This window comes from [Clostridium] innocuum, from assembly GCA_012317185.1.
GTDB lineage: Bacteria > Bacillota_I > Bacilli_A > Erysipelotrichales > Erysipelotrichaceae > Clostridium_AQ > Clostridium_AQ innocuum.
The window spans coordinates 2,263,372-2,276,662 of sequence record CP048838.1 but is presented as its reverse complement, the minus strand read 5'-3'; the positions used below and the strand labels follow the sequence as shown (position 1 = coordinate 2,276,662).

Sequence of the window (13,291 nt, the reverse complement as noted above, 5' to 3'; positions counted from 1 at the left end):
TTTAATTGCAGGAAGGTTTTAAATTTGATACACTGAACAAAGCGGGCTGTTGATGAGATCAACGACAGCGAAATAGAAAGAGGTGATGGTATGGCAGAAAATGCATATGATGGAAGCAGTATACAGATTCTTGACGGCCTTGATGCTGTACGAAAACGACCGGGTATGTATATCGGCTCCACAGATTCCAGAGGCTTGCACCATCTGGTTTGGGAGATCGTAGACAACTCGATTGACGAGGCATTGAACGGTCATGGGGATACAATCCGCATAACGATAGAAAAAGACAACGTGATCTGCGTGGAGGATGAAGGACGGGGTATGCCGGTGGATATGCATGCCAGCGGTGTTCCCACTGTGCAGGTCATTTATACGGTACTGCATGCCGGTGGTAAATTCAGCACGGAGGGCGGCTATAAGACCAGCGGCGGTCTGCACGGTGTTGGTGCCAGCGTGGTAAATGCGCTGAGTGAATGGGTGGAGGTTACGGTTCATCGTGACGGTAAAATCTATCGCATGAGCTTTTCCGACGGGGGACGCGAGGTATCCAAGCTGGAGGTTATCGGTAAAACGAACAAAACCGGAAGCAAGGTACGCTTTAAGGCGGATAAAACAATGTTTTCAACGACGAAGTATTCCTTTCACCAGATTGCAGAGCGCGCCCAGGAGGATGCCTTCTTACTGGAGGGCTTAAAGCTTGTCGTACGCGATGAGCGCGAAGGGAAGGAACGCGAGGAGGTTTATCATTATGAGCAGGGACTGGTTGCCTTCATGGAATATCTTCATGAGGATAAGCAGGTCTTCCATAAACCGGTTGCTTTCAGCGGAATGAGCAATGATATCAAGGTGGACTGTGCCTTCCAGTATACGGACGAATATCAGGAGAATATTTTTTCCTTTGTCAACATCGTTCGTACCAAGGATGGCGGAACGCACGAAACCGGAGCGAAGAATGCCTTTACCAAGGTGTTTAACGAATACGCAAGGAAAAACGGCTTACTGAAGGAAAAGGATAAAAACTTTGAGGGAAGCGATGTCCGGGAAGGGCTGACGATCATCCTGTCACTGGGGGTGCCGGAAAATCTCTTGCAGTTTGAAGGACAGACCAAGGGCAAGCTGGGAACGGCAGAGGCGAAGGCAGCGGTGGACAGTATCGTTAGTGAAAAGCTGAGCTTTTTCCTGGAGGAAAACAAGGAGCTTGCCATCACACTAATCAAGAAGATGCAGCGTGCTTCGACGGCACGCGAGGCTGCCCGCAAGGCGCGTGAGGATGCCCGTAAGGGGAAAACCAGAGGAAAAACCGAGAAGATCCTATCCGGAAAGCTGGCGAGCGCACAGAGCAAGGATGCCAGAAAAAAAGAGCTGTATCTGGTCGAGGGGGATTCTGCCGGAGGCAGTGCCAAGCAGGGAAGAGACAGCAAATACCAGGCGATTCTTCCACTGCGCGGTAAGGTGCTGAATACCGAAAAGGCAAGCATCACCAATATCGAAAAAAATGAAGAGCTGAATACCATCATTCATGCGCTGGGAGCCGGTGTGGGTGCGAATTTTCACGCAGAGGATTCCAATTACCATAAGGTCATCATCATGACCGATGCCGATACGGATGGTGCACATATTCAGATTCTGCTGCTGACGTTCTTCTACCGTTACATGCGGGAGCTGATTGAACAGGGCATGGTGTATATCGCACTGCCGCCGCTGTACAAGCTGCAAAAGGGCAAGGAAATCCAGTATGCATGGACCGATGAGGAGCTGGATGAGCTGCGCAAAACCTTCCCGAAGGGCTTCAGTCTGCAGCGCTACAAGGGACTTGGTGAAATGAATGCGGATCAGCTGTGGGATACGACCATGTGTCCGGAAACCCGTACACTGATTCAGGTAACGATTGACGATGCGGTTGTGGCTGAGAAGCGCGTATCTGTTTTAATGGGGGATAAGGCCAATCTGCGCCGTGACTGGATCGAGGAAAACGTATCCTTTACACTGGAAGATGATTATGAAGTGGAGGCAAGACGATGAAGAAAAAAGAACTGCCTGCTGTTGAGCATCACAGCAGTGTCATTTCCTCTCCGCTGGAAGATATCATGGGGGATCGCTTCGGGCGATACTCAAAATATATTATTCAGGATCGTGCGCTGCCGGATGCAAGAGATGGTCTGAAGCCGGTGCAGCGAAGAATTTTGTATGCGATGTATGAGGATGGCAACACCTGGGACAAGGGGTATCGGAAATCTGCGAAGACGGTCGGTCTTGTCATCGGTAACTATCACCCGCACGGGGATTCCTCAGTCTATGATGCAATGGTGCGTATGTCACAGGAATGGAAGATTCGCACACCGCAGATCGACATGCAGGGAAATAACGGATCGATTGATGATGATCCCGCCGCAGCCATGCGTTACACAGAGGCAAGACTAGGGAGGATCAGTGAGCATCTGTTAAAGGATATTGAAAAGGAAACCGTGCTGTGGGCACCGAACTTCGATGATACGGCAATGGAGCCGACCGTGCTTCCTGCCCGTTATCCCAACCTGCTGGTTAACGGCATTACGGGTATTGCTGCCGGATATGCGACCAATATTCCGCCGCATAATCTGAGCGAGGCAATCGATGCGGCTGTGTATCGTATCCAGCATGCGGACTGCAGTCTGGATGAGCTGATGGAATACATACAGGGACCGGATTTTCCAACCGGAGGAATCGTACAGGGAATTGAAGGAATCCGGGAAGCCTTTGAAACCGGAAAGGGCCGCATCATCATCCGCGGTAAGGCAAGCATCGAACAGAAGAAAACTGTACAGCAGATCGTCATTACAGAAATTCCGTATGAAGTGATCAAGAGCAACATGGTCAAAAAAATTGATGATATCCGTCTGAACAAAAAAATCGAGGGGATTCTCGATGTGCGGGATGAGAGTGACCGCAACGGGTTGCGTGTCGTTGTGGATATGAAAAAGGATGCCAATGCCCAGGTGATTCTGAATTATCTGTATAAAAATACCGATCTGCAGGTTTCCTATAATTATAATGTTGTGGCGATCGTTGACAAGCGTCCGGTTCAAATGGGTCTGGCTCCGATGCTGGATGCCTTTATTGAGCATCGCCGTGAGGTGATCGAGCGCAGAAGCCGCTTCGATTTGAAAAAGAAGGAAGACCGCTGCCATATTCTGGAGGGTCTGATCAAGGCGGTATCCGTTCTGGATGAAATCATTGCATTGATTCGTGCCAGCAAAGACAAGGCGGATTCCAAGCGCTGCATCATGGATGCCTTTGCCTTCAGCGATGCACAGGCAGAGGCAATCGTTACCATGCGGCTGTATCGTCTGTCTTCCACGGATATTACGCAGCTGCGTGAGGAATATGCCGCACTGCTGAATGAAATAGAGGAGCTGCACGATATTCTGGAGAATCCAAAAATGCTGAAAAAGGTCATGATTCGTGAGTTGAATGAGGTGAAAAAGGCCTTTAAGACACCGCGTTTGACAAGTATTGAGCATGAAATTGAAGAAATCGTTATCGACAAGCTTGCGATGATCAACAGTGAACAGGTGATGTTCACCATTTCCCGTGACGGCTATTTCAAGCGGGTATCCATGCGCAGCTACGGTGCCAGCAGAGACGATATGACCGGCTTAAAGGAAGGCGATCATCTGGTCGGCTATGGGGAAGTGAATACGCTGGATCATGTATTGTTTTTTACAACACAGGGTACCTATGGCTATACGCCGGTATATGAGGTCGAGGAATCCCGCTGGAAGGAAATCGGAAGTCATATCAACTCCACGATTCGCATCAGCGGAGAAGAAAAAATCACGGATGCCTTTGTCCTGCGCAGCTTTGCGACGAATGCCTACATGATTTCCGTAACGAAAAACGGTCTTGTGAAAAAGACGGCAGTACGGGAATATGAAGTATCACGGAACAACAAAACCATGAGCAATATGAAGCTGCTGGATGGGGACGCGGTCGTGAAAACGATGATCGCCTATGCTTATGATGAAATTCTGATTGCATCGAAAAACGGCTTTGTGAGCCGGTATCCGGTATCCCTCATTCCGGAAACCTCTCCACGCTCCAAGGGTGTGAAGGCAATGAATCTGGTCCTGGATGAAATTGTCAGTGCCTGCATTTCTCACGGGGATGCTTCCCAGCTGATCGTCTTTACGGATCAGTGTCAAATGAAGCGCATCAAGCTGAGCGATGTTGATGTGACCGGACGTCCGACCAAGGGCAGCATGATCTGTAAAAAGGTGAAATCCAAGCCTTATCAGATTGCGCATATTGCACTTCATGACCTGAATGATGAGCTTGTCATCATCAATGAGGAAACGCAGAAGATTCTTGCGAAGGATATCAGTCTGATGAGCAAAGACGCCACCTTCTCCTCGCCGTTGCATACCACACAGGATTACTATTTCCTGCGGACACTTGCAGCTGTCGAGCAGCGTGAGCTGCCTGCAATACAGGGGGAAAAACAGGAGTTTGAAGAAATCGAACTGTTTGAAGACTAATTCATAGAAAAAGCCGGGGCGCTATGCTTCGGCTTTTGTCTGTTTTTAGAAGCTTCAACACGCTTCCTTTCAAAGGGCTTGTCTGTTTGAAGTCATTATGTGGTTTATGTTTGTATCAATAAAGAACCATAGCATCATTGGTATGCGAAAAAGCAGATAAAAAAGCAACCATTTTCATACAGATGATTGCTTTTTCACACTGTTTCTTTATGTAATCAGAACTGTTTGCGCTTTGATGCTGCAGGAATTTTCAGCTGATCCCGGTATTTGGCAATGGTTCTCCGAGATATTTCCAGGCCATCCTCCTTCAACAGATCACACAGCTTCTGGTCACTGTACGGCTTCTTTTTATCCTCCTGATCAATCAGCGAGCGCAGGCGCAGATGAACCTCGTTTGCACTCGTGTCCTCATTCACTCTGGCAGGAAAGAAAAACTTCAGGGGAATGATCTGCTGTTCAAATAAGATGGATTTGCCGGATACAGCACGGGATATGGTGGATTCGTGCAGGCTCAGCTTAGCCGCGATATCCTTCATGTTCAAGGGCTTCAGCTGTCCATGCTGCAAAAAGAAATCCTGCTGGACAACGGCAATGACCTCCATGATGCGCTCGATGGTGGAATTGCGCTTTTCAATACTGCTCAGCAGAGCCTCCGCCTGCTTTTGCTGCTGGCTCAGATATTTTGCTGTGTCCGCATCTGCATCCTTTACAGGAGCTTGCAAGCGCAGTCCATAGGTTTTGCGAAACATCTGTATGTGGATTTCATTCTCCTCCACAACGATCTGCATGTCCGGATTTACATAGGCGCTGCTCGTTGCATAGCGTGCCCCCGGCTTTGGGTCAAGTGAGCGGATCAGGGAAATCGCCTGCAGCACATCCTCCAGAGGTATCTGCAGCGCCTCTGCTATCGCAGGAAGCTTGTTCTCGCTAACCTCCTTCAAATAGAAGTTTACAATCATGATGGCAATCTGGGAGTAGGGAATGTCCTCAAAGCACAGCTGAATCAGCAGGCATTCCTGAAGGCTTCTGGCACAGACTCCGGCCGGCTCAAAGGTCTGTATCTCATTGATCGTATCCTCGATGTCATCCAGGCTGTACTGTGGAAGCATTCGCTGGATATCTTCATCCTTCAGCTGCAGATAGCCGTTTCCATCCAGTGAATTGATGATAAACTCTGCAAGCTCCTTATGAAGCGGATGCAGGCATGTGGCAATCTGCTCCTGCAGTACATCCGCAAGGGTCTGCTCATTTGTCACAAAATTCAAAAGCAGGTCAAAATCCTGCTGGGAATGGGATGCGGCCCCGGTTTCATAGGCATCATCAAATTCCAGCAGCGGATTTTTCTCCAGCTCCTCTTCAATCCAGGATTCCAGCTCCTGATTGTTCATTTCCAGTATTTTCAGATCCTGCTGCTGCCGAATGGATAGCTTCTGCTGCTGTGTAAGATTTTGCAGGACACGTGTTTCCAGTTTCATTTTACATCACCATTTTTATTATACATGAAATTGAAAGAGTTTTCATCTGGAAAATTTAGGTTTCTCACACAGGAATCACGAAAAGGTATGGTATAATGAACAGCATGTAAGGAGGGAAGATATGCAGATTGATACTTTACAAAGGAAAATCGATGAAACACAGGCTGTATGCAGAAGCTTAAAGCAGCGCTCCTCTTCCTATGCAATGCAGCGAGGTGTTCTGATTCTGATTGCTCTGTTTGCCCTGTTTCGCGGATATTATTATGAGCAGCTGTTTTATGCGCTCTGTGTGCTTTCACTGGGACTGTTTCTATATATCGCCGCAAAGCACAGGGCGTTGAAACAGAGGGTAGAAGATCATGAGGTTATGATGGAGGTACTGCAGGATGTACTGCGGCGCAAGAACAATGGGTGGAAAGCATTTCAGGATACCGGTTCTGAATTTCTGCATGAGGAGAATACGCAGGCATATGATCTGGATCTGTTTGGGGACGCGAGCCTGTATCAGTATCTCTGTGTGGCAAAAACCGTATACGGAAGAGAACGACTGGCAGAGCTTCTCAGTGCACAGCAGCAGTCCCGCAAAGCGATGCAAAGCCGCAGTGCTGCCGTACAGGAATGCGCCCGAAAGACGACATTCACCTTTACCCTGACACAGCTTTTAAAGCTGTATGAGCGTCATGGACAGCGAAAAAAACGTTCAACCATGGAACATATCCTAAGCTACATGGAAGAAGAACAGGTACAATATCCACGCATTGTGCGTATGCTGTGTGCTCTTGTATCCGCACTCACACTTATGACACTGCTTCTTTTTCTGTCAGGTATCATCCACTATGGCCCCGTTCTCATACTGGCTACCGTTTCTCTGTGTCTTTCGCTTTTGTTTTTTATGAAGCATGCCCAACAGCTGTCCGGCGTAGCACCACTGGCATATCTGATTGAAGATTATGAGCGAATCTTTCATCTGATTGAGGAGACTGCCTTTCAAAGTGATGCTCTTTGCAGGATTCGTTCGGATGTGGAGGAAGCTTGCGCCGCCATAAAAAAACTGCGCCGCATACTGATGCTGGTACAGCTGCGCTCCAACAGTATCCTGTTTTTCCTCGTCAACGCCTTTGGTTTGCTTGATTTCCAATGTGTGATTGCTCTGCAGGACTGGAGACAGCGCTATGGCAGAACCCTGCGCATCTGGCTGCAGGATATCGGAGAGCTGGAAAGCTACCTATCTCTTGCACAGCTGAATCTGGCGAAGGAAGCAGTCTGTATTGCGGACAGTACACCCAAACCTCCTTATCTGCATGCGGTAAATATTGTGCATCCGCTGCTGGAGGAAGGAAGTGCTGTTGCAAATTCTATAACAATCGATAACGGCACCTATATCATAACCGGCTCCAATATGTCAGGAAAAACCACCTTTTTACGAACGCTGGGCATCAATCTTGTGCTGATGCATGCAGGCGCCGGAGTCTGTGCCGATTCCTTTTGTGCAGGCAGCATGAACCTGTTTACCTCGATGCGTGTGCATGATAATGTAAGCGAAGGAATATCGACCTTTTATGCGGAAATTCTGCGCATTCAGCAAATGAATGAGGCAAGCAGAAAGCAGGAGCCGATGCTGGTTTTGATCGATGAGATTTTTAAGGGTACAAACAGCGCGGATCGCATTTACTGTGCAACAAGTGCCATCCGTCATCTGCATCAGCCGTGGATCATCACCCTGATCTCCACACATGATTTTGAATTGTGCGAGCTGAGCGGCGACCCGGCCATACAGGCAGTGAATTATCATTTCTCGGAATATTATGAGAAGGATCGAATCTGCTTTGATTATCGGCTGAAAGAAGGAAAATGCACAACAACGAATGCCAGAGAGCTGATGCGTCTGGCCGGATTCAAGGAGGAAGTATGAGCAAAACATTTGTACTGGCTGAAAAGCCGAGTGTAGGAAGAGAGCTGGGAAGAGTTCTCGGCTGTCCGATAAAAAAGGACGGTTATATGGAGGGAAACAAGTATGTGGTTTCCTGGGCACTGGGACATCTGGTAGAGCTGGCAGACCCGCAGGATTATGATAAACGTCTGGAAACCTGGGATATGCAGGACCTTCCGATGCTGCCGGACAAAATGCAGCTGAAGGTGATCTCACAGACCGCAAGACAATACAAGCTGGTAAAGAGCCTGCTGCACCGCGGAGATATCCGTGATATTGTAATCGCTACGGATGCCGGAAGAGAAGGGGAGCTGGTGGCCCGCTGGATTCTTGAAAAGGCGGGGGTACGCAAGCCGATGAAGCGTCTGTGGATTTCGTCACAGACAGATAAGGCGATCAAGGAGGGCTTTACGCATCTGAAGGATGCCAGAGAATATGAACCCCTGTACCGCAGTGCGGTATGTCGGGCTGAGGCAGACTGGCTCGTCGGGTTGAACACCACCCGCGCGCTGACCTGTAAATTCAATGCACAGCTTTCTGCCGGTCGTGTGCAGACGCCGACACTGGCTATGATTGTCGACAGGGAAGCGGAAATCCGCAAATTCGTACCAAAGGAATATTTTACACTGCGTGTGGATGCCGGTGCCTTTGTGCTGGATTATCGCAAGAACAACAATGCGTCCATAATGGACCGTAAGCAGGCAGAGACGCTCATGAAGCAGCTGAAGCACAAGCAGATTACGATTCAGGACGTGGAGCGCAAGCGTCACAAGGAACAACCGCCGCAGCTCTATGATCTTACCGAGCTGCAAAGGGATGCCAATCAGCGCTTCGGCTTCAGTGCCAAGGAGACACTGAATTATATGCAGAGCTTATATGAAACACATAAGCTGCTGACCTATCCCCGTACAGATTCCCGCTATCTGAGTCAGGATATCGTTGGGACACTGAAGGAACGGCTGCAGGCGATTTGTATTGATGTGTATGAGCCATTTGCAAGTGACTTGCTGAAAAACGGCTATAAGGTAAGCCGCCGCTTTGTCGATGATACAAAGGTATCCGACCACCATGCCATTATCCCAACCGAGGAATATGTGGAGCTGAACAGACTTTCACCAAATGAAAAGAAAATCTATGATCTGGTGGTTCGCAGGTTTCTGGCCGTACTGGGCAAACCGAGTGAATATGAGAAGACCAGAATTCATGCGGTGTGTGAGCATATGGACTTTTATGCCAGCGGAAGGATTATGATCAGTGACGGCTGGCGCGCACTCTATCAGAAAAACGAACGCTTTGATGAGGATGAAGAGCAGGATGATGATCAGAATCTGCCTTCTCTTGCGAAGGGACAGCAATATCCAATTAGGGATGTGCGCATCACCTCGCATTTTACCAAGGCACCGGCACGCTATACGGAGGCAACCCTGTTATCGGCTATGGAGCATCCATCGAAATTTATCAGCAACAGCCGTATGAAGGCTGTATTAGAGGATGCGAATGGAATCGGTACCGTGGCAACACGTGCGGATATCATTGAAAAGCTGTTCAAAACCAACTATATTGAAAAACGCGGAAACTCCATCTATCCGCTAAGCAAGGGAATCCAGCTGGTATCGCTGGTACCGGAGGAGCTACGCTCTCCGCTGTTGACGGCAACCTGGGAGGAAAAGCTTACCGCAATCAGCAAGGGGAAGCTGAAGGATAAAAGCTTTATGAAGGAAATGCGCAGCTATGCCAGTGACCTAGTTGAAAAGGTGAAAAACAGTGAGGCAAGCTACCGCCATGACAATATGACGCAGAAGAAATGTCCTGAATGCGGCAGCAACCTGCTGGAAATCAACGGAAAGCGCGGAAAGCTCTTAGCCTGCAGCAGTCCTTCCTGCAAATACAAGCAGAATCTTTCGTTCACCAGCAATGCCCGTTGTCCGAAATGCCATAAGAAGCTGAATGTAGTCGGAGAAAAGGAAAAGCGTCTGTATACCTGTGTGTGCGGCTTTCGTGAGAAATTCGACCGCTTCAACGAGCAGCTGAAGGAAAAGCGCAATGTTGCCGGACGTGCAGAGCTGCAGGATTTCAATAAAAAGCAGGAGGCTGAAAAAAAGCAGGAAAAGAGTGCCTTCCAGATCGCCTGGGAAGCTGCACAAAAAGCAAAGGAGTGAGACTGTAAAACAGGCAATCGTTCACATTGCGCTTGTCGTACGTGATTATGATGAAGCCATCGAGTTTTATACGAACAAGCTGCATTTCACCCTTGTAGAGGATACCTATCAGCCGCAGCAGGATAAGCGCTGGGTTGTTGTGTTACCGCCGGGAGGTAACGCTACGACGATTCTGCTCGCAAAGGCTTCCAAACCACGACAGGAGGCTTTTATCGGTGATCAGGCAGGTGGCCGTGTCTTCCTGTTTCTTGCGACGGATGATTTCAAAAGAGACTATTGGGATATGAAGAAAAACGGCATTCACTTTGTACGGGAACCCAAAGAGGCGGATTACGGCACTGTTGCCGTATTTAAAGACCTGTATGGAAACCTCTGGGATCTGGTACAGTTTCAAGAGGAACATCCGATGTGTAAACGTCTGTAACGTGAATCGCCAGTACTGCAGCTGCACGTATACGCGCGGCTGCATTTTCTTATTGTATGCTGTGTTTGCGGATGAAATAGGATATCGTTAAGAAAAGGAAAACGCCTGCGCAGAAAAGCTTCACGGTGATGTCTATACCGGTGTTTGTTATGCTTATGATCATAATCACTGGCTTTATTCTAACAACGGGAAAAGGAATCAGGCAGTGCAAATCAATCTGCAGAGTGCCTGAAGGCATAGTTACAGTAACGCTAGCGTTAACATAAGAAAAGAAATGGAGAATACGATGAAGGAAATACAATTTTTAAAGGGAGAACGGGTGTATCTGCGCCCGTTTACAGAAGAGGATACGGATTTTTTTGATGTCTGGTACAACGATGCGCTGACAAGGGCGAAGATTGCCGCACCGTATCCGACAACGGCTGCACAGTCTTTACAATGTGTGCAGCGCAGCGGACATGACTGTATATGGCTGGCGATCGTTACCTGTGAGAAACATGAAGTAATTGGAGAAATCGGACTGCTGCGGATGTATCCTGCCTGGGGGACAAGTGATCTGACGATTATCATTCCCCATGAGGCACATCAGGGGAAAGGCTATGGCACAGAGGCAATCCGCCTGCTGATGGATTATGCCTTTGGCGATCTCGGCTTTCACAGGCTGGCCATCGGTGTTGTGGGATTCAATACAGATGCTTTACGATTTTACAAGAAAAACGGATTTAAGAAAGAGGGAATTCAGGAAGACGGCTATTACTACCATTATGAATACCACGATTTCATCATGATGCGGATTTTAAAGGAAGAATTTCTGCAGCTTATAAGACAAAAATAAATAAAACAGTGGCAAAATCCTGATTTCAAACAGGTCACTTTTATTGAGATACGTACGCTGTTATCAAATAGCATAATATGTCTTTTTCAAGTATGCGTATGGATATCCATTCTCGGTTTCTCTTTAAAAAATTTTGGAAACTATCGGGATACAGAGAAAATCTGTGAGAATGGCTAGGGTGGTGGAATCTTAGCGGATAAGGGCTAAATTTGCTTATTTCATTCAGGATGATTCACTATCTCACATGTAGATATGTATAACGGAAAGTAGATCAGAAAAGTGAGCAGTAGATGCATGATTGACATAATACTGACGAAGCGGTTGCAGGAGCTATCGTAGGTTATAATATACAAAAACGATGGAGAGGATAATTGGATTTTTATCTTAACCATCGCTTTTTCTATATTGTATTTTTCTTTTGGAATTCAGTTATTGCTCAAAAAATTGAAGCGATAAGATAAATGCTATACCTATCCAAAAAGATACGGAACAGGCCAGGAACAGTTTCTTATCTTTCTTTGCAATGAAACTAAATAGTATTTCAAACACTATGATTCCCATCAGGACACTGAGCATACAGATTTCCTTCCTTTACCGAAAAAATTCGATTGACCTGTCCTTTGGCAGGCAGAACCGTCACAGACTGTTTTATTGCTTGGCACCTTTCCCTCAGACAAGGTACAGGTTTGCATACTGTATGGCAATGATCGTTTTGGCATCTTTAATCGTCCCATCGTTCACCATAGCGGCAGCCTTGCGGATATCCACCCATAGCGTTTCGATTTCCTCATCCTCATCCATGGCGCGGGGATGCTCCACCGGAATCAGCTTTTTTGTCCAGTACAGATAGATTTTCTCACTGCAGAAGCCGGGTGTCGAGTACATGGCACAAAGCGTTTCCAGCCGTTCGCTCGTATAGCCGCTTTCCTCCTCCAGCTCCCGTAAACCGCACAGATACGGATCCTCTCCCTTTTCCAGCTTTCCTGCAGGAATCTCCAGAGTTTCCTTCTGAATTGCATAGCGGTACTGTTTGACCAGTAAAATTTTTCCATCCCTGATAGCGAGGACACCGACACCGCCGTCATGATGAATCACATCTCTGGGATATGTTTTTCCCTTGATTTCAACCTCATCCCGGCTCATGTGAAAGATCGTTCCCTCATATACCGGTGTAGAAGATATTTTTTTCTGCATTGTATTCACCTCGTGTTCTAATTATAACCTAGAAAAGGTGCGAAAGCTAGAGCTGTTCCAGGATTCCCTGTGCAATGCTTTGAGCGAGTGCATTCTGTCCTTCCTCGCTGCACATATAGGCTGCATCCGCACTGTCGGTGATGAAGCCAAGCTCCAGCAGCATGGCAGGCACAGGGTTGCTGTCAATCACATACAACGAGCTATCCTGTGTGCTTTTCAAGCCGCGATTCTGCGTGTATCCCAGCTGCATCAGCTTCTGCTCAATGGACTGCGCCATGGCTGTAATCGTATCATTTTCATAATCGATATAGGCTTCAAAGCCGCTGGCACCATCCCCGTATTCACTGGCATTGGTATGTATGGAAATATAATAATCCGCTCCTGCTTCCTCTCCAATGGCAACGCGGGTGCGAAGATCGTCCCTGTTATCATTTGACCATATGACCTCATCACTGGTGCGTGTATATACCACCGTATAGCCTGCCTTCTCCAGCTGCTCTCCGATTTTCTGCGTGATCGCAAGGGTAATATCCTTTTCATAAACCCCGTCATAGGAAATGCTGCCGGTATCATATCCGCCATGTCCTGCGTCCAGTACAATCACGTTACCCGTAGTGTAGGATGCTGCTTCCACCTGCAACGGGCTGCCTGTTGATGTGTCAGTAAGCCATGCATAGGTCTTTTGTGCTGCCGCACTCAGAGAACCAATCGCCAGACACAGCATAAGAAGGCGACCCCATCTTCGTATATTTCTCATGTA

Annotated in this window: 9 protein-coding genes; 6 read left to right on the top strand and 3 right to left on the bottom strand. The window is 47.8% G+C overall.

The window, feature by feature from the left end:
• The first annotated feature begins 90 nt into the window (after positions 1-90).
• Both parE and parC read left to right on the top strand, forming a co-directional pair.
• Positions 91-2,022 carry a DNA topoisomerase IV subunit B gene (gene parE / locus G4D54_10980; protein ID QJA02931.1) on the top strand — a complete coding sequence of 644 codons (1,932 nt, stop codon included), beginning with the start codon at positions 91-93 and terminating at the stop codon, positions 2,020-2,022.
• Positions 2,019-4,514, top strand: coding sequence for a DNA topoisomerase IV subunit A (gene parC, locus G4D54_10975; protein QJA02930.1), 2,496 nt, complete (start codon positions 2,019-2,021; stop codon positions 4,512-4,514). Before parE ends, parC begins: the two co-directional genes overlap by 4 nt.
• A 215-nt stretch (positions 4,515-4,729) precedes the next feature.
• On the opposite strand, the gene rpoN is transcribed toward parC, so the two are convergent.
• Positions 4,730-5,989, bottom strand: coding sequence for an RNA polymerase factor sigma-54 (gene rpoN, locus G4D54_10970; GenBank protein QJA02929.1), 1,260 nt, complete (start codon positions 5,987-5,989; stop codon positions 4,730-4,732).
• A 121-nt stretch (positions 5,990-6,110) separates the two neighbouring features.
• On the opposite strand from rpoN, the gene G4D54_10965 reads away from it, so the two are divergent.
• The 4 genes from G4D54_10965 (at position 6,111) to G4D54_10950 (ending at position 11,337) form a co-directional block, all read left to right on the top strand.
• Positions 6,111-7,901 (top strand): DNA mismatch repair protein, encoded by a 1,791-nt coding sequence (locus G4D54_10965; protein ID QJA02928.1) that lies wholly within the window; start codon positions 6,111-6,113, stop codon positions 7,899-7,901.
• Complete coding sequence (locus G4D54_10960; GenBank protein ID QJA02927.1) at positions 7,898-10,078, top strand: DNA topoisomerase III; 2,181 nt, start codon at positions 7,898-7,900, stop codon at positions 10,076-10,078. The genes G4D54_10965 and G4D54_10960 overlap by 4 nt, the downstream gene beginning before the upstream one ends.
• The gene (locus G4D54_10955) at positions 10,032-10,502 is read left to right on the top strand and encodes a VOC family protein (GenBank protein ID QJA02926.1); all 471 of its coding nucleotides are present in this window, start codon (positions 10,032-10,034) and stop codon (positions 10,500-10,502) included. Before G4D54_10960 ends, G4D54_10955 begins: the two co-directional genes overlap by 47 nt.
• 286 nt (positions 10,503-10,788) lie before the next feature.
• Positions 10,789-11,337, top strand: a complete 549-nt coding sequence (locus tag G4D54_10950; GenBank protein QJA02925.1) for a GNAT family N-acetyltransferase — start codon at positions 10,789-10,791, stop codon at positions 11,335-11,337.
• A gap of 669 nt (positions 11,338-12,006) precedes the next feature.
• Here the strand turns inward: G4D54_10950 and G4D54_10945 are convergent.
• A complete protein-coding gene (locus G4D54_10945; GenBank protein QJA02924.1) occupies positions 12,007-12,531 on the bottom strand; it encodes an NUDIX hydrolase in 525 nt (174 codons plus the stop codon).
• A 46-nt stretch (positions 12,532-12,577) separates the two neighbouring features.
• Positions 12,578-13,288: an N-acetylmuramoyl-L-alanine amidase gene (locus G4D54_10940; GenBank protein QJA02923.1), complete on the bottom strand. Its 711-nt coding sequence runs from the start codon at positions 13,286-13,288 to the stop codon at positions 12,578-12,580.
• Positions 13,289-13,291: the final 3 nt, after the last annotated feature.

Coding starts and splice junctions, on each gene's coding strand:
- parE (QJA02931.1), top strand. CDS start 91: ATGGCAGAAAATGCATATGATGGAAGCAGTATACAGATTCTTGACGGC.
- parC (QJA02930.1), top strand. CDS start 2,019: ATGAAGAAAAAAGAACTGCCTGCTGTTGAGCATCACAGCAGTGTCATT.
- rpoN (QJA02929.1), bottom strand. CDS start 5,989: ATGAAACTGGAAACACGTGTCCTGCAAAATCTTACACAGCAGCAGAAG.
- G4D54_10965 (QJA02928.1), top strand. CDS start 6,111: ATGCAGATTGATACTTTACAAAGGAAAATCGATGAAACACAGGCTGTA.
- G4D54_10960 (QJA02927.1), top strand. CDS start 7,898: ATGAGCAAAACATTTGTACTGGCTGAAAAGCCGAGTGTAGGAAGAGAG.
- G4D54_10950 (QJA02925.1), top strand. CDS start 10,789: ATGAAGGAAATACAATTTTTAAAGGGAGAACGGGTGTATCTGCGCCCG.
- G4D54_10945 (QJA02924.1), bottom strand. CDS start 12,531: ATGCAGAAAAAAATATCTTCTACACCGGTATATGAGGGAACGATCTTT.
- G4D54_10940 (QJA02923.1), bottom strand. CDS start 13,288: ATGAGAAATATACGAAGATGGGGTCGCCTTCTTATGCTGTGTCTGGCG.